The sequence below is a fragment of the Mesorhizobium sp. M5C.F.Ca.IN.020.29.1.1 genome, assembly GCF_003997375.1.
GTDB lineage: Bacteria > Pseudomonadota > Alphaproteobacteria > Rhizobiales > Rhizobiaceae > Mesorhizobium > Mesorhizobium wenxiniae.
This window is the reverse complement of record NZ_RZSW01000003.1, coordinates 1-16,498: the sequence shown is the minus strand read 5'-3', so window position 1 is coordinate 16,498 and position 16,498 is coordinate 1. Positions and strand designations below refer to the sequence as shown.

At 60.5% G+C, this 16,498-nt stretch carries 13 protein-coding genes and 7 pseudogenes; 9 read left to right on the top strand and 11 right to left on the bottom strand.

The features are described from left to right. Positions 1-53: 53 nt before the first annotated feature. From EOA85_RS00700 to EOA85_RS00680, 5 genes are all read left to right on the top strand, one after another. On the top strand, positions 54-374 hold the full coding sequence (locus EOA85_RS00700) for a nitrogen fixation protein NifZ (protein ID WP_127207975.1): 321 nt from the start codon (positions 54-56) through the stop codon (positions 372-374). Further along, entirely contained in the window at positions 371-583 is a 213-nt protein-coding gene (nifT, locus tag EOA85_RS00695) for a putative nitrogen fixation protein NifT (protein ID WP_123150881.1), read from the top strand. Before EOA85_RS00700 ends, nifT begins: the two co-directional genes overlap by 4 nt. A gap of 37 nt (positions 584-620) precedes the next feature. Beyond that, entirely contained in the window at positions 621-1,505 is an 885-nt protein-coding gene (locus EOA85_RS00690; protein ID WP_127207974.1) for an SIR2 family protein, read from the top strand. Between the two features lie 113 nt (positions 1,506-1,618). Continuing rightward, positions 1,619-3,460, top strand: coding sequence for an ABC transporter ATP-binding protein (locus EOA85_RS00685; RefSeq protein WP_164759428.1), 1,842 nt, complete (start codon positions 1,619-1,621; stop codon positions 3,458-3,460). Further along, positions 3,460-5,364 (top strand): ABC transporter ATP-binding protein, encoded by a 1,905-nt coding sequence (locus EOA85_RS00680; RefSeq protein WP_127207972.1) that lies wholly within the window; start codon positions 3,460-3,462, stop codon positions 5,362-5,364. The genes EOA85_RS00685 and EOA85_RS00680 overlap by 1 nt, the downstream gene beginning before the upstream one ends. 242 nt (positions 5,365-5,606) lie before the next feature. Here the strand turns inward: EOA85_RS00680 and EOA85_RS00675 are convergent, their stop codons facing one another. The 6 genes from EOA85_RS00675 to EOA85_RS39755 form a co-directional block, all read right to left on the bottom strand. Beyond that, positions 5,607-5,921 (bottom strand): hypothetical protein, encoded by a 315-nt coding sequence (locus EOA85_RS00675; RefSeq protein WP_127207971.1) that lies wholly within the window; start codon positions 5,919-5,921, stop codon positions 5,607-5,609. After that, positions 5,918-6,517: a hypothetical protein gene (locus tag EOA85_RS00670; protein WP_127207970.1), complete on the bottom strand. Its 600-nt coding sequence runs from the start codon at positions 6,515-6,517 to the stop codon at positions 5,918-5,920. Before EOA85_RS00670 ends, EOA85_RS00675 begins: the two co-directional genes overlap by 4 nt. A gap of 108 nt (positions 6,518-6,625) precedes the next feature. Continuing rightward, positions 6,626-7,000, bottom strand: a complete 375-nt coding sequence (locus tag EOA85_RS00665; RefSeq protein ID WP_127207969.1) for a hypothetical protein — start codon at positions 6,998-7,000, stop codon at positions 6,626-6,628. A 294-nt stretch (positions 7,001-7,294) separates the two neighbouring features. After that, positions 7,295-7,903, bottom strand: coding sequence for an RES family NAD+ phosphorylase (locus EOA85_RS00660; RefSeq protein ID WP_127207968.1), 609 nt, complete (start codon positions 7,901-7,903; stop codon positions 7,295-7,297). After that, entirely contained in the window at positions 7,904-8,587 is a 684-nt protein-coding gene (locus EOA85_RS00655) for an XRE family transcriptional regulator (RefSeq protein ID WP_127207967.1), read from the bottom strand. It abuts the gene before it with no gap. Between the two features lie 103 nt (positions 8,588-8,690). Then, the gene (locus EOA85_RS39755; RefSeq protein ID WP_281033686.1) at positions 8,691-9,119 is read right to left on the bottom strand and encodes a helix-turn-helix domain-containing protein; all 429 of its coding nucleotides are present in this window, start codon (positions 9,117-9,119) and stop codon (positions 8,691-8,693) included. 434 nt (positions 9,120-9,553) lie between these two features. Between EOA85_RS39755 and EOA85_RS38485 the strand changes: the two genes are divergently transcribed. The 3 genes and pseudogenes from EOA85_RS38485 to EOA85_RS00635 all read left to right on the top strand — a co-directional run. Further along, positions 9,554-9,802 (top strand): hypothetical protein, encoded by a 249-nt coding sequence (locus EOA85_RS38485; protein WP_127207966.1) that lies wholly within the window; start codon positions 9,554-9,556, stop codon positions 9,800-9,802. Between the two features lie 58 nt (positions 9,803-9,860). Continuing rightward, a pseudogene (locus tag EOA85_RS38480) lies at positions 9,861-10,094 on the top strand (transposase); the annotation flags it as partial. A gap of 86 nt (positions 10,095-10,180) precedes the next feature. Then, positions 10,181-10,741, top strand: a pseudogene (locus EOA85_RS00635) (IS6 family transposase); the annotation flags it as partial. 142 nt (positions 10,742-10,883) lie between these two features. Here EOA85_RS00635 and EOA85_RS00630 read toward each other — a convergent pair. From EOA85_RS00630 to EOA85_RS00610, 5 genes and pseudogenes are all read right to left on the bottom strand, one after another. Beyond that, positions 10,884-11,183, bottom strand: a pseudogene (locus tag EOA85_RS00630) (ATP-binding protein); the annotation flags it as partial. Between the two features lie 159 nt (positions 11,184-11,342). Beyond that, positions 11,343-13,073 carry a hypothetical protein gene (locus EOA85_RS00625; RefSeq protein WP_127207965.1) on the bottom strand — a complete coding sequence of 577 codons (1,731 nt, stop codon included), beginning with the start codon at positions 13,071-13,073 and terminating at the stop codon, positions 11,343-11,345. A gap of 227 nt (positions 13,074-13,300) precedes the next feature. Then, positions 13,301-14,172, bottom strand: a pseudogene (gene istB, locus EOA85_RS00620) (IS21-like element helper ATPase IstB). Then, positions 14,169-15,451: pseudogene (gene istA, locus EOA85_RS00615) on the bottom strand (IS21 family transposase). Before istA ends, istB begins: the two co-directional pseudogenes overlap by 4 nt. 201 nt (positions 15,452-15,652) lie before the next feature. Beyond that, positions 15,653-15,838: pseudogene (locus EOA85_RS00610) on the bottom strand (IS6 family transposase); the annotation flags it as partial. Here EOA85_RS00610 and EOA85_RS00605 point away from each other — a divergent pair. After that, a pseudogene (locus EOA85_RS00605) lies at positions 15,837-16,331 on the top strand (ATP-binding cassette domain-containing protein); the annotation flags it as partial. The pseudogenes EOA85_RS00610 and EOA85_RS00605 overlap by 2 nt on opposite strands. Positions 16,332-16,498: the final 167 nt, after the last annotated feature.

The window sequence follows — 16,498 nt, the reverse complement described above, 5'->3', positions numbered from 1 at the left end:
CCGGGAGCCTGCGAACATCAACAACTGTAGCCTCAAAGAAACAAGGAACCGCCATGTGGCTCGCACGCGAACAGGAGGTCGAAATCCACAGGCCTCCCCGATTTAGGCCGGGAGAGCGGGTCCGTGCCATCCGTCACATAAAGAATGACGGCACCTATCCTGGCAGGGAGATCGGCGAAAATCTCGTGCGCAAGGGTGAAGAGGGCTATGTGCGGGACATTGGCACCTTTCTACAGCAGTTCTTCATCTATGCGGTCGAATGGATCGACCGTGGCACCGTCGTTGGCATGCGAGCGCGTGAATTGATGAGCCTCGACAAAGCCGACGCTCCCTGCAGTGCCGAAGAAAACGCGAAACAAGGAACGTCCGGATGAAAGTAATGATCCGCAGGACCGATGCCGGGTTGTCAGCGTATGTCCCCAAGAAGGATCTCGAAGAGCCGATTATCAAATTCGAGAACCAAGATCTGTGGGGCGGGGTCGTAACGCTCAGGAACGGCTGGCGGCTCCTCTTACCCGATCTTCCGCCACATACGCGTCTGCCGATCACCGTCGAGGCAAGGAAGCTTTCCGACGAGGACTAATGCTGCCCCTTATGAGAGGCATCGAGAGGAAACGAGCATGAACACGACCCCGACCTCGGGCCACCTCGTCGTCGTCCGGGACAGTTTTGCCAGAAAGCTGCTTGAGCTGGCAAGACAAGCGCTCGTCTCCGATCAGGTGATCCCTTATCTCGGTCCGGGTCTCCTCCGGCTCGGCTCTGCGGAGCCGCCTGTACCGTGTACCCCCGAAGCAGTTGCCGCGGCACTCAACACGCGCGCGCCAGCCCCCTCGAAGATCCGCACCAATATGTGGTCAGTCGCGCAGTTCATCGAACAGCGCCGGCACCGCCGCACGCTTCAAGCTTGGATGACTGATATATTCGCGGAGCCGGCCGCGCCGAACCTCCTCCACGCCTGGCTCGCAAGACTCCCCCTCTCCCTCATCATCGACAGCTGGTACGAAGGCGCCATGCGCGCGTCGCTAGCAGAGGCCGGCCGAACCGACGTCATCGAGATACAAGGCGTCACGCGGGCGAATGAAGTCGGTAACATTTGGACCAGAACTTACGACTTGTCCGGAAGGGAACTCGACGCCGCAGCAGCGACAACGACGGTTCTCTATACCCCTCATGGCAGTATCAGGCCGGCTGCCAATTTTCTCATCGCCGATTCCGACTATGTCGAAGCCCTGACTGAAATCGATATCCAGACACCTATCCCTGATCTGGTGAAGCAACGGCGCACCAATCGGGGCTTTTTCTTCGTCGGCTGCCGCTTCAACGATCAGATGCTGCGTACTTACGCCAGGCAGATCATGAAGCGCTCAGAAGGCCCACGTTACGCGATCATGGATGGGCAAGCGCTGACCAGAAACGAAGCCCGTTTCCTTGCGGCAAGCGGAATCACGGTGGTCGACATGCCAGCGAGCGAAGCCGTGGCGCAGCTCGCCGGGTCAGCGTCTTGAGCCGATAGTGGTCAGGATCAACTTGGAGGGCGCCTTTGATGTAAGTCGACCGGCTTGCTTCCGAAGGCGCAAAATTCAGTCGGGAACACACCGTGAGCAGAGATGCTGTTGGCATGACCTCTCTCAAATCGTCCGGGCATGTGAAAGCGGCGGGGTGGGGCCGAGGCTTGAGCACTCTGCTGCGCATTACGCGCATGAATTTGAGGCACCCGTGGCAGGTCGCGATTGCTATCAGTGCGACGATCATAGCCGTGATCCTGCAGTTGCTAATACCCCGGCTTCTCGGCAGGGCTGTCGACCAGACCCAGGCGGCAATCGGGAGTAGTGTCACTGGGACGGATGCAGCACAAGCGCTATTGACTCTGGCTCTCCTGCTTCTCGCCGCGAGTACGCTGCGCGGCATCTTCACGATGGCGCAAAACTATTTTGCCGAAGCCGTCGGGCATCACGTCGCGTATGAACTGCGGCTGGCTTGTTACGACAAGGTCCAGCGCCTCAACTTTTCCTTTCACGACCGGGTGCATTCAGGCGACCTGATTACTCTCGGCATCCTCGATCTCGACGGCGTGCGGATGTATTTTTCCACCGCCCTGGTTCGCTTGCTTCTGCTCACCATGCTGATCGGGATCGGCGCCTACATGATGATCTCAACCGACCCGGTGCTCGGTCTCATCGCGCTAAGCTTCGTGCCTTTCGTGGCCTGGAGATCGTCGGTCACGCAGCTTAAGCTACGCGTCATCTGGCTTGACCTGCAGGAGCGGCTTTCCGTCCTAGGCCGGGTGATGGAGGAAAATCTCGCGGGGATCCGCGTTGTCCGGGCGTTTTCGGCACAAGCTTATGAAATGGTAAAGTTCGACCGCGCCTCGAAAAACGCGCTCGAACTCGCCCACGAGCAGGTTGATGTCCACGTGCCCAATACGTCGGCAATGACCCTGGCCTTCTTTTTCGCCATGGGGTTGGTCCTCTGGATCGGTTGCAACAAGGTCATCGCCGGCCAGTTCAGCGTTGGGACGCTCACGACGTTCCTGGCCTTCATGACGATCCTTCAAATGCCCGTCCGCCAGATCGGTCTGATGGTCAACGGCTTCGCCCGCGCCTACACTTGCGGTTCGCGCCTCTTCGGTCTGCTCGACCAGGACATTACGATCAGGGATGCTTCCACCGCCAGACCGCTTGAGATCGGTGAAGGCACTCTGCGCTTCGACAATGTCTCGTTTGCATATCCCGGCACCGGAAACCGCGCCATTTTGAAGAATATCACCTTTAGCGCCCGTAGGGGCGAGACGATCGCGATCGTGGGTCCGCCGGGTTCGGGAAAATCGACAATGGCTCACCTGATCCCCCGCTTTTACGATGTCACTGGTGGCGCCATCATGCTTGACGGGCAGGACATCCGCGAGGTTACCCTCGCCACGCTTCGCCAGGCGGTCGCCGTCGTACAACAGGATGCATTCCTGTTCACTACCACGATCGAGAACAACATCGCCTATGGCGATCCCTGGGCGAAGGACCCGCGGATTGCGCGCGCTAGCGAATCCGCCCAGTTACACAATTACATTCTTGGCCTCCCCGCGGGCTACAAGACGGTCGTCGGCGAACGTGGCGCCTCTCTCTCTGGCGGCCAGCGCCAGCGTCTCACCATAGCTCGCACGATGATGTTGCGCCCATCAATCGTCATTTTCGACGACTCAACGGCCTCGATCGACGCCGCCACCGAGCAGCGCATCCGCGCGGCGATACGACGTTTCGCCCAGGATAGGGTGACGATCATCATCGCCCACCGGCTCAGTTCGCTCAAGCACGCCGACCGTATCCTGTTTGTCGACAATGGCGAGATCGTGGAATGCGGCACCCATCAGGAGCTTTTGGCCAAGCGGGGGCGCTATAAGGCCCTTCATGATCTTCAGTTGCGCCCGGAAGATCACATTGCGACCACGTCCAGAGGCGCGCCCTGATGGCCAAGGTGCATGCCAGCGAAATCGAAACCGAACCCAATGACAGCGGCAGGCGCCCCCCGCGCGCGGTCGTCGGCTCCCACCGCGTCGAGGAGGAGATGTTCGGCCGGGCTTTCGACAAGAAAATCATCCGGCGCATCTGGGCCTTCGTTCGTCCCTACCGAGCCATGGCAGTCGTCTCGGTTGCCGCATTGCTGGTTTTCACCGGCACGCAGCTTCTCATCCCGCTGATCATCCGCCACGCGATCGATCACGCCACAACTCCGGGAGGTGTTGATCGCTCGGCCGTTCTCGCGGCCGCCGGCGCGTTTGCGCTCACCATTCTGGTTAACTTCGGCGCCGCCTACGCGCAGGAAACCGTGGTGGGGAAAATGGCCGAGAACGTCCTCTTCGACATCCGGCGCGCCATGTTTGCCCATCTGCAGAAGGTGTCGCTCTCCTTCATGGACAAGACCGAGGTCGGACGACTGATGTCCCGCCTTCAAGGCGACGTCAACTCTATACACGAATTCCTCGAAAGCTCGATCTACTCCGTAGGCGATATCGCGCTTCTCTTCGGCATCGTTTTCGTAATGCTGTACGTCAACTTCAGCCTGGGCTTTCTCACGCTCTCGATCTTGCCGGCCCTGTTGATGATCCGCATCGTCTGGCTGCCGCGTGCCCGCGAGGCCTTCATGGCTGCACACGAGACCAACTCAGTCGTCAACGGCGCGTTGGCCGAAGCCATTCACGGCGTGCGCACCGTCCAGTCCATGGACCGCCAGCAGGTAAACTTCCTGCTGTATGACGACAAGGCACATGCCGACCTCAGGACACACCTGGTCGCTGCCAGGTATGCACAGGTCATGGTGCCGATCGTTGATGGCCTCACGGGTCTCGCCATGGCCGTCGTCATTGTGGTCGGCGGCTCCATGATCGTGAATGGCCGTGTCGGTGTGGGGGTATTGGTTGCCTACATACTCTATATCCAACGCTTCTTTGACCCAATTCGCTCACTTACTCTGCAATATTCCGTCATGCAGCGCGCCATGGCCTCCGGCAAGCGCCTGACCGATGTGCTCGACGTCAGGATCGAGATCCAGGACAAACCGGATGCCAAGGTCCTTGCGCCCGAAATGGACGGCTCGGTCGAGTTCAGGAACGTCACGTTCGGCTACGATCCCAAAAATCCGGTGCTGAAAAACGTCTCCTTCGGCGTCAATCCCGGCGAGACGGTCGCCCTGGTCGGGCCGACCGGCTCTGGCAAATCGAGCGCGATGGCCCTCGTCCACCGCTTTTATGATGTTCAGCAAGGCCAAGTGCTGGTCGGCGGACATGATGTGCGCGATCTCACCCAGGAATCGCTCGGGCTCCAGATCGCCATGGTGCTGCAGGAGCCGTTTCTGTTCACCGGGACGGTCTTCGAGAACATCCGCTACCACAAGAGGGAAGCCACGCGGGACAAAGTGATCGAGGCCGCCAAGGTGGTGGGCGCCCACGACTTCATCATGAGCCTTGCCGACGGGTATGATACCCAGCTCGGCGAACGCGGCGGCAACCTTTCTCTCGGCCAGCGTCAGCTTGTCAGTTTCGCCCGCGCTCTCGTTGCCGATGCCAAGATCCTAGTTCTTGACGAGGCCACCGCCAACATCGACAGCTACACGGAAATGCTGATCCAGAAGGCTCTGACAAAACTCCTGGAAGGCCGCACTGGGCTTGTCATCGCTCACCGGCTCGCCACAATCCGCGGTGCCGATCGAATCATCGTACTTCAGAATGGCCAAATTAGTGAAACCGGTAACCACGACAAACTGATGGCTATGGGTGGGCTCTATTCCAAACTCTACAATCTGAACTACTCGTCCTTCGACGACGTTCTCGAAGAGGAAGCCGACCCGACCGTACAAGCCGCCTCTCAGACCTGATGCCTCGCCGACGTATCTGTGGTAGCGTCCACCACTTTCAGGCGTACCGGCGGACGCCGCGGATGAAGCGGCACCCTTCATGGAGAAGCACCCATTTGCAGGCTTACCTAGTACTCAAAAAAAGTTGCCGGATGTATCAAGAGCTTTGATTTCATTGTCTTGGCGGGCCAAAATCAGAAGTCTTCCCGTATCGCTCCGTATGGTTCCGCGCCTAAGCAAAGGACGCTGCATAAGATGGGGCTTCATGCAGTCCCAGGATGTGGGCTTTGTGTGGTGTGATCTAGCGGTTGGTAGCGATCAGCCGCCGCTGTCCAATTCCGTTCCGGTTCGCAGGCACTCCAGATATCGAAAATGATATTTAGGATGTAGAGTGCCTTTTTCTCGCCCGTGCTGAACGTAGCCAACAAATCGGCGTGCTCTACCGACGCAGTGTCCGCCCCATCCTCAAATGTGAAACCGACGCTGAGTATTGGTTCCTGGCCGAGTACCACCTCCCTGAAATTCTTAGGCACCAGCTTGAACGGCACGAAGAAGCGGTCGTTGAATATCTCGATCACGTCCGCCCACTGCGTCCGTTCTTTTGCAGCCTCTGCTCAATCTCGCCGCGACGCTTCTCCGCAGCCTGGTACCTTTCGATGACGTCCTTGTAGAGATCCAGGAACGCGAACAGGTAACTCTTCCAGACCTCTTCCTTGAACGCCGGCATGTTTGCCAAGTGGGGTAGCAGGTCCTCGTTGTCGGTCAGGTAGGTCTCAAACTGCCGGACGTTGACGTTTTTGGTGATCAGCTTTTCAACGGCGGCGAACTTCTTGCGCAGGTCTGGATCGTTGCTGATCGCCTCCTTTTCCTTTTCCACCAGCTCCTTCAGCTGCTTCTCGGTCGTGATCTCCAGCTTCGCCCCTGAGTTAAGATTAATAGAGTGCTTGGCCTTGAAAAACCCGTTGTCAGCTAAGTTTTTCGCGATTTCCGAAGCATTATAGTAAGTGAACCTCCCCTTCCTGAAATACGTCGATTTTCCGATTAGTTGATTGTACTGTTTGATGTAATTTTCGATGCTAGCCTTAACATCTGCGTTGTCCAGCAAGGCTAAAAAGTTGTCATCAAAAATGACGTCATATCTGACCGTAGCAAACGGCGCGGTCTTCTGCTTCAAGAGTTCGTCCCTGAACGCGCAAAAGAGCCTTGTAGAATTGGTCCTCGCCCTGCGTGAAGGTCGAAGATATCTCGCGTCCCAAGTCTTTCTTCGAGCCTGTGTGCTGTTTCAGGGCGGCGAGTAGCCGCTGCCTAGCGTCTTCATGCCGAGGTTGAGTTTTTCGTACTCCTCGCGAAGCTTGCTGTTCACCAGCAAAGTGGACGTCTTCTCGCTGTGACCGAACGCTTCCTCGTAAGGAAGCACGACCATAACGCTTTCCGGCGGTAACGCTGTCCCCTTTTCGTCGGTGACTACTCGCTTGTTGATGCGGTCTTTGAAGATCCGGTCGCCACTATTTTCCTCATCAGCGATGTCTTGGAACGTTTTTGCTAGTGACGACTTCATTGCACCATTCGGCGCATAGATCGCAATCGCGCTCTTCTTGCTGAAATCCAGATCGGCTTTCAGCTTCTTGATCCCGTAGCAATGCTCGAGATCCAGCAACAACTTTTCCAAACGTGCCCCCCAAGTATATGACATACTATCACTGGGCAAGTTGGCATGAAACCCTCCCGGTGGGAATGAGGGCGTACATTACTTTTCGCCTCAAGCTCTGGAGCGCCCGGTCGGTCTTGAGCAACAGGTCGATCGCCTGAAGTGAGAGCGTGCGACCCGCGCTCGGGAGTGAACGATGGATCGCGACACCGTACCAATGAGGGACAGCTACTGTAAGAGGTTGCTGAACTGCAGGCCTTTGAAGGCCGAAGATCCCTCACCCCGCGAACCGACGCTGCTTCCTTACGCCAAGCCGATCCGGAAATCCTCCAGAACCTGAGCTAGCCCTAGCGCGCCGAGAAGCGCCAAAATGCGCTTCGGCTGAAGCTTTGCAATGGAATGATCGTAGATGGCGAGATTGGTCGCGCCGTTGAGGCGAGAGGGGTAAATGATGCCGTCGGGCCGAGACGAGTGCTCGTGAAACGCCACCGACCATCGGCGAGCCAAGTTCTGGCGCTGCGCCCGAACTACGTCCGTGGGAACACCCATCCTGACCGCATTGTCGCCCCTGAGATCGATCAGGCGAAGCTCCGCCGTAGTCGTGATCTCCGCATAGCGCCGTTGGGTCAGTTCCACCTCCTCTATCGGGAGGTCGTCGAATAGTCCTTCGCGCCGATCTCGGAGCACGGTCTCGAGGAAGCAAACCTTCAGAGAGTCGCCGAGGTAGAGAACGCCAAAACGGTTGGCAGCAACACGACGCCGCAGATCGATGAAACGGCTCGCCGACTTCCCGTATCCGAGGGGATCAGGATAGGTGCTCCAGTAGATCCGACCGAATGTCCGCCCCGGCGGTATGGTCTCGATTTCGAGCTTTGCGCGCCCGAAATCGGGTGGAGGTGGAACGCCGGGCATTCAGTCGAAATCGCCCCTGGCTATGCCTTCCGCCGCGGCCAACACCGAGCCGTCATCGCCTTGCTGAAGGGCTCGGAGTGCCGTCCGCCCATCGAGCGCGCCATGGCGCGACACCAGAAACCGATAGACCACCCAGGCATTATTGCGCAACGTCGCATGGAGCGCCGGCAAGGCCCCGAAGGGCCGGCCATGCTTGTCGAGCTGCCAGACAGGAAAGCGGAAGCCGCGCTTGGCGCCATCGATCCCGAGCACCTGCCCGCGCTGCCGCTTAGCGTTGACCGTCACCCGCGACGTGCCGAGCAGCTTGGCAAAAGCTTCGGCACTTAGCATGTCTTCGGCGGCCACAATTTCGGCAACACGCTTGCGACCGCGTTCGCGCGCCTTGGCGAGCGCCGCTTCAAGCTCAGCGTCGGCCTTGCCCGTATCCTCGACGGGAAACATCTCATCTGAAGCGCTCGGCTGTTCCTCGACCGGCGTGATCGTCTGCGCGCCGGCGGCCGGATCGACCTCTACCCGGAACGATACGCGATGGCCGATCTTGCGGCTGCGTGCGATCGCCTCCTGATAGCGTTCGAGCAACACCTTTTTGAAATCGGCCTGTGCCGGCAACTTCGTGGTAAAACTCAGGGCGACTCCCGCATGGGATGCGGTCCCGCTATGATTGCTGCGTTTTGGAGCGGCCATGATGACAACCTCCTGCTGTCACCAATATGGTTACAGATCGTAAGTTCGTCAAGTTCGATAATTTCGTAGAGGCGGTGGAATTGTTATCGTGACCGACTGAGGCTCACACAATTCCCCACGCCCGAAACCTTCCCCTGCCCGTCATCTCGCGCAGCCCAAGCTCACCGACCAGATTCAGCGCCCCCTGTTTTGTCACTTTTAGCCCCTTCTGAACCATGCCAGTCGAGACAAGTGGCCGCGACAGCACCAGCTCGATCAGGTCGGAAAGTTTGGAACTGACGCGCCGCTCCCGCAGCCGCCGTTCCATCTGGCTTTTCGCCATCACCAGCCGGTCATGCTCTTTCAACCCGGCGAGCGCTGCCTCGTGGATGGCATCGACAAAAGCCAACAACCGATCCGAGCGATTGCGCGCCCGCCGCCGCTCTCGTGGAATGTTCTTGGCGCCGAGCTGCAGGCTGACGAGATGGTTGGGGGTAAGACCCTCCTGCCGCAGCAGCGCGGCGACGAACAGCGGCCCCGAGCCACGTGGCATGCTGCAGCACCTCGATGTCCGACCAGGCTTCGAGCAGGACCGCGGCGCGCAGGACGACCGGCAGATCGCGGGTCTTGGCCATCACATCCCGCCATTCGGCCAGCCGTTCTTCTTCATTCCAGTCGAGATCGTAGATCAGGCCGTTTTGGTCACGTCGTGACGTTTCATGCTTTCGACCATGCACGTCGGCGCCGCTGAGAATCTTTGACGAGCGTGCCAGGACAGCATCGATCTCGGCAAATTCTTCGGCCAGAAGATCGTCGTCAGCGTCATCCCGACCATCAGCCTCAATGGGGCTGGCCCCCTCCCCTTCCCGGCTTTTTTGTCCCGCCGCAGGCGTAGCGCCGTCCCGACCGGTCAGAGCCAAAACCGTCGCGACTGAGCGCCCAGTCCGGCTTCTGCACAAAAATGCGCCGACGGGTACGCAGCACGGCGTGCGCGCGGGTGAGTTCGTGGGTCAGGGTGCGAATGTCCATGTGGGCGTCGTGCAGGACAAGGTCCTCGAGGTGGACGAGCTCGCCTTCGAGCCAGAGCGCGCCGGCAGCGTCGGCGAAGTGCTGGCGCTCGACAAAACCGTCGCGGACGGGGGAACGAGCCAGCCGCTCGTCAAGGCGGGCCAAAACCTCGGTGGCTGTCGCTTTTACTTCCCGATTTCAAACAGGGAAAAGTCAGGTATTGTTTAGGTTTAGGCGCTACGACAGCCCTCGATTTTTTCGCTAACGATTTCACTGACTGCTCGATTTGCCACACCGATTGCACAACCGCAAAGCCGCACCCGGCACGTCGCATTCCGACGAAGCATGGTCGGCGGCACGTCGACTCGCTCGCGAGCTCGACAGGATTCTCGACGGTTCGGGGCCAAGACGCGCGGCAATCAACCGGGCCGCGGCCGAGCTGCGCCTCTCGACCCGCCAAGTCTACAATCTGCTGGCGCGCTACCGCAACGATCGGACCGTGACGTCGCTGCTGCCCCAGTTGGATGGCAGCGGCCAGGTTGTGTTGCAAAGTTTTGGTAACTGGTCGCGTGGGAGAACCCTGCATCAATTTTCGCGAGGTTCGAGATGTTCAAAGGCCGTCAGTTCGACCAGTCCGTCATCTTGTTATGCGTGCGCTGGTATCTGGCCTACGATCTGAGCCTGCGCGACTTGAAAGAAATGATGGCCGAACGCGGCATCGGCGTCGATCGTTCGACGATCCATCGCTGGGTCATTCATTTCGCGCCGCGGTTGCTGGAGCGCTTCAACCGCCGCAAGCGTGCCGTCACCGGCAAATGGCGTGTCGACGAAACCTACATCAAGGTTCGCTGTGAGTGGATGTATCTCTACCGCGCCATCGACAGCGTCGGCGACACGGTCGAATTCTGGTTCAGCGAGCATCGCGACCTGCTGGCGGCCAAGCGCTTCTTCAGGAAAGCCCTGGAGCGCCATGGCCGGCCCGATCGCATCGTCATCAACGGCAGCCAGACCAATCACGAAGCCATCACTTCCTGCGACACGGCAAATCGATTGCAGGATCGTTCCCGGCGCTGGCTGAAACCGATCACGGTCAGGAAAAGTCGATACTTGAACAACAGGATCGAGCAGGACCACCGGCGCATCAAGCGCCGTGTGCGGCCGATGCTTGTCAATGACCGTGGAATCGGGACCCCGCATTTTCGCGCAAAAGGGACCCCGGTTTTGGGGCGGTGAAGGGCACGCCGATGAGCGCCCGATCAGGCGGAGCTGGTCGGGGTTGCACAGCCTGATCGGGCGCGGCTGATTGGCTTTAGCTTTGAGAGCGGCTCTTGAAGCGCCAGGAGTCGTTTCCGGTCTCGACGATCTCGCAATGATGCGTAAGGCGATCGAGCAGCGCGGTGGTCATCTTGGCATCACCGAAGACGCTCGGCCATTCGCCGAAGGCGAGATTGGTGGTGATGATGACGCTGGTGCGCTCGTAGAGCTTGGAGACGAGATGGAAGAGCAACTGCCCGCCGGCCTGGGCGAAGGGAAGATAGCCGAGTTCATCCAACACGACGAAGTCGAGCCGAGTGAGATGGTCGGCGATACGTCCCTGTCGGCCGGCACGGGTCTCGCCTTACCTCGCACGTCAAAATCCCTCATGAGTTCCCTCACTTGGTTTGTGACAGGCGAAAGCCGGATGTGCCGAATGGTATTCGTCCGAGATCACCCAGCAAATGACGGGCCACTTGTTGATAGGATCCGTTTGGCGCTGACGCGCATTGCCTCACTTTGATTGTTCCCGAGTGGGCAGCATCGCTGCCAGGACGCAAGCCCAATACTCCGGGTCGGCAAGACTGTTCGCAAAAGCAGTCAGGCGCGGTGTTAGCTCGGCCGCAAGCGGCGACACGCCTCCCGTGAGGGCTCGATAGGCCCGGAGGCGATCTGCACGGTGATGGATTCCCTCGGCAACTGAGAGGAGACGCTCCTGGAGCTCGGAGGCAAGCCGTCCCAGATCCGCCCCGAGGGCCTGCAGAGCCGCAGCGCGTTCGGTCTGGTCGAGCCGCTCGACGAGCGCGACGAGACGCTCCTGGACCTCAAGCGCAAGCCTAGCCATGCCGGTTCCGAGGCCCTCCAAAGCCGAGGCGCGGTCTGCAGCCGATGCCAGCCGTTCGGCAATGGCCACAAGACGCTTCTGGAGGTTCGGCTCAAGCCCTGCCACGCCCGCTCCGAAATCCCTCAGGACCGAAGCGCGATTTTGCTCTCCGAGGCGCTCCGCGAGGCGGACAACTTCCTGCTGAAGGGCGGGCGCAAGCGACGCCACGCCCGCTCCGAAACCCCTGAGGACCGAAGCGCGATCTTGTTCTCCGAGGCCCTCCGCGAGGCGGACAAGTTCCTGCTGAAGGGCGGGCGCAAGCGACGCCACTTCCTGTGCGAATGCCGCAAGTCCCCAAACGCGCTGCTCGGCTTCGTTGATGCTGTTGGCGAGGACGAACAGGCGCTGCTGCAGGTCGGGGCGAAGTCCTGCTAGTGTGATGCCCCGCAGGGCGTAGACGCGATCCTCAGCTTCATGAAGTCCCTCGGCGAGGGCAACGAGACGCTCCTGAAACTCGGGCGAGAGCCGTCCCACGCCGAGTCCGAGGCCCCATACGCCCAAAGAGCGATCGTACCCGTCGAGTCCCTCGGCGACCGTGACGAGACGCTCCTGTAGCTCAGCTGCAACTGCTGGTGCGCCACCTCCGAGGGCCTGCAAGGCCAAGCCGCGATGCTCGGGGTCTTGTAACCCCTCGACCAGCGCGACTAGGCGCTCCTGGAGCTCGGGCATTAATCCTGCCAAGTTCGCTCCGATGTCGTTCAGTACCGAGTTCCGTTCCGGGCCAAGCTGCCCCTCGATGAACGCGACGAGACGCCCCTGCTGCGCCCTGGTGAGGCAATCGAAATTCGGCGCGAGTGACTCGGTCACGCCGGGATACATCAGCGCGGCAAAGGGATTATCGACGTCATATCTGATCAATCCGTTCCAGATGGCCTGAACCCGCCTAGCCGTCCGGCGCCTTATTTCAGCGAGCGGAGTTTGCTGGACGGCAGTCTGCAGCTCACGGCTCGACGACGCCAAGCTCAGCACATCCACTGGCCTGAGCCTGTCGGCAATGTTACTGAGCGCGTTCTGTGGGAGAGAAAGGAGACTGCTGGTGTGCTGCCTGCGACGAGAGGAGGAAGCGCCGCTCGCCGCTTGCGGCTCAAAGTGCGTCTGCTCCACCACAGAAGTGGATGATTGGCCCGGTCCTTCAACTTCAAGAACCGGCTCGGCTGGAGAATCGTTTGTGATGTCAGCTTCCAAGGCGATAGGCATGGGCGCCTTACCTCGCACGTCAAAATCCCTCATGATTTCTCTCACCTTTGGTTTGTGACCGGCGCAAGCCGGATGTGCCGGATGGTCTTCATCCGAGATCACCCAGCAAATAACGGGCCACTTGAACGATCTCTTGAATGGACCGCGTTTGGCGCTGACGCGCATTGCCTCACATTGATTATTGCCGAGTGGGCAACAGCGCTGCCAGGGGCCGAGCCCGATCCTCCGGCTCGGCAAAACCGTTCGCAATGACATTCAGACGCGGTCTTAGCTCGGCCGCAAGCGGCGACTCGCCTCCCGTGAGGGCTCGAAAGGCCCGGACGCGATCTGCATGTCAATGCCGCGTGAATTTTCCCCAAAAGTGCCGAAGTAAACTTCCCCAGTTCGGCCGCTCAGCTCGTCGCGGAGAGTTGCGGATTTTTCGGTGGTCTTCCGCGCGGCCGCGGCGCCGGGTTGATCGCCGGCGGCGTGATGGCGGCTTTGGATCGCAGGTGTTCCGGCATGAGTTCGGCGTGCTGCCTGAGCCGGTAGCTCGAGCCTTCGATCTGGACGACGACGGCATGGTGCAGCAGCCGGTCGAGCAGCGCGGTGGCGACGACGGGATCGCCGAAGACCTCGCCCCATTCGGCAAAGCCGCGGTTCGAGGTGAGGATCATGGCGCCTCTTTCGTAGCGGGCGTTGACGAGCTGGAAGAACAGGTTGCCGCCGCCGGGGACGACGGGGAGGTAGCCGATCTCGTCGACGACCAGGAGGGCGGGCCGGCAGAAGAAGCGTATGCGCTCCTGCAGGCGGCCTTCGCGCTCGGCCCGTGCCAGTGCGGCGATGAGTTCGGCCAGCGTGCAGAAGTAGACGCTCTTTCCCGCCTTCACGGCCTCAACGGCCAGCGCGATGGCGAGATGGCTCTTCCCGGTGCCGGGCGGTCCGAGGAAGTGAACGACTTCGCAACGGCGACGAACCCGAGCTGGGCGAGCGTGAAGATCCGGTCGCGGTCGAGCGAGGGCTGGAAGGAGAAGTCGAATCCGGCGAGCGTCTTGATGGTGGCCAGGCGCCCCATGCGCAACGCCGTCTTGATGCGGCTGTTCTCGCGCAGGGTCAGTTCTTCCGAAAGCAGGATGTCGATGGTTTCGAGCGCGGCGATCTCGCCCTTCTCGAGACGGCGTACGACATGGTCGAGCGCTTCCAGCGCGCGCGGCATCTTCAGACCGACCAGGTCATGGCGGATGCGGTCGATCGTCGACGGCGTGGTGTCGAGCGCGCCGGTCATGGCCGCTGCTCCCGGGCCATCGCTCTGGCAACGGCGTCGTAGAAGGCCAGCGGTCGCTGGACGACCCTGTCGCCGGAGCCGTGAAGGATGATCTCCCCGGATTCCGATCTTTGCCGACGCGGGCGAGCTTGAGCAACGCGATGACCGGCCAGGACGTGGCGCTGATGACGGCCATCGAGAACGGGATGGGTGGCAATCAGCACGCGGTTCTCCAAGATGCGGATCTCGTCGGCGAGCGTGTGCACCTCCACGACCCGCCGCCTTGTAGCATCGGGCACGCTGTAGAAATTGCCGCCGACGCTGACCATCCCCTCCCTGCTGATGCGCCGTTCAAGCTTCAGGACCGATCGGAACGGCGCCAGGGGCAGCGGCCGCAGCGCCGCCCGATCTTCGGCGAAGGCTTCGTTGACGACACGTCTGGTGGTGGCGTGAACCCGCGGGTTCGCCACCGTGTCGAGCCAATGGCGCAGCTGCGCGTTCAGGTCGTCGAGATTGCGGAAGGAGCGGGCCAGGAAGAAGTCCTCGCGGATATAGCGAAACGGCCGCTCGACCTTGCCCTTCGTCTTGGCGCGATGGGGCTGACAGGCCTTCGGATGAAAGCCGTAGTGGCGGGCGAGGTCGACGAGTGCGCGATTGTAGACGATCCCGCCAGCCTCGCCTTCGCCGATGACGGCGGTCTTCATCCGATGATAGAGCACCTCGCGGGGAACGCCGCCCAGCGCCTCGAAGGCGCTCGCATGGCAGCGCAAAACCGTCGGAAGATCCTGATGGACGACGAAGCGCGCCCAGATGAGGCGGCTGAAGCCGAGCACGAGGGAAAACAACCACACGATCCTCGGCGTCGTTGGCTCGTCGGTGAAGACGACGTGAAAGCGGGCGAAGTCGACCTGCGCCTGCTCGCCGGGCGGGGTCTCGAAGCGGACCTCGTAGCCGCGTTGCGCCGCGGCCGGCGGACGTCGCGCAGGAAGTCGGTGACGGCCGTATAGCCGCCGCCATAGCCGAGCTCCTTCAACTCCCGGAAAAGCCGCTTGCTTGTGAGGCCGGGATATCGCGTCACCCGTTCGCGCAGATAGGCCGTGAAGGGATCGATCACCGTCTCGCGCGGCTGGCGAGGCCCGTAGACGGGCGCCTCCAAACCCCGTTCGATGTACTTGCGCACCGTCTTGCGGTCGATGCCGCTTTGTCTGGCGATTGCCGACACCGACAGGCCCTGCCGATGCAAATCCAATATCATCACAATCTCCCCGATCTTGACCACCGAAACCTCTCTCCCGACCATCGGAAGAAATATCGGCGATGACGCGCCGCCGGTCTCCCGGAGCGCGCCCCGGGAGACCGGCGGCGGCGCTAAACTGGGGAAGATTCAAACGGCACTTCTGGGGAGTATTGATCCGGTATCGACACTGCAGGGTCATCGATCCTCTCGGCGGCGATGTCACGTTGTCTGGCCATGAACGCGCTGAGAGCTGCGGCGCTGTTGTCAGCTGACCACGGTTACGGCTTTCCATTCCGCCATGGCCTGCAGGCGGTGAATATGTGTGGCGAGAGCGGAGCGTTTTGAGCGAGGTGGAACGAAGAGGTTGCGCAGAGCCGAGAAGATCGAGACGAAACGCTGCAGGCTTCCTGGCGACCGGAAGCCCTGCATCACCCGCTCTCGTTTTCGCAACATCCGCTATCATAAGACCGGCGCCAGCCGCGAGGAGGTGGTCCGCGCCGCACTGGCCGTCGGCGCGCACGACTTCATCGAGAACTTGCCCGATGGCTACGACACCGAACTCGAGCAGCGTGGCGGCAATCTCTCGCTCGGCCAGCGCCAGCTGATCAGTTTCGCGCGGGCGCTGGTCGCCGACGCCAAGATCCTTGTGCTCGACGAAGCCACGGCCAGCATCGATTCCTATACGGAGATGCTGATCCAGAAGGCGCTGATAAAACTGCTGGAAGGCCGGACAGGGCTGGTTATTGCCCATCGCCTGGCCACCATCCGCGGCGCCGACCGAATCGTCGTGCTGCAGAACGGCGAGATCGTCGAAAGCGGCAACCACGAACAGCTGATGGCAAAAAAAGGCCTCTACGCCCGTCTCTACAACATGAACTACGCTTCGTTCGACGACATTTCCGAGGAGATGGGAATGGACGCTGCCGTCGGCAAAGCGACGTGAGCAGGCCTCGCGGAGCCGGACAGATAGCCCCTGCCGCCTTCTGCTAAGTGGAAGTGCACAGAGATTCTGACTGTCTGGCGTTGGCTTTGGGAGGCGACTTATTGGTGATAGCAACCCCACCGCCGCCGAAGCCGTAAATCGCCGTCCTGCACTTCCCCAGTATGAGC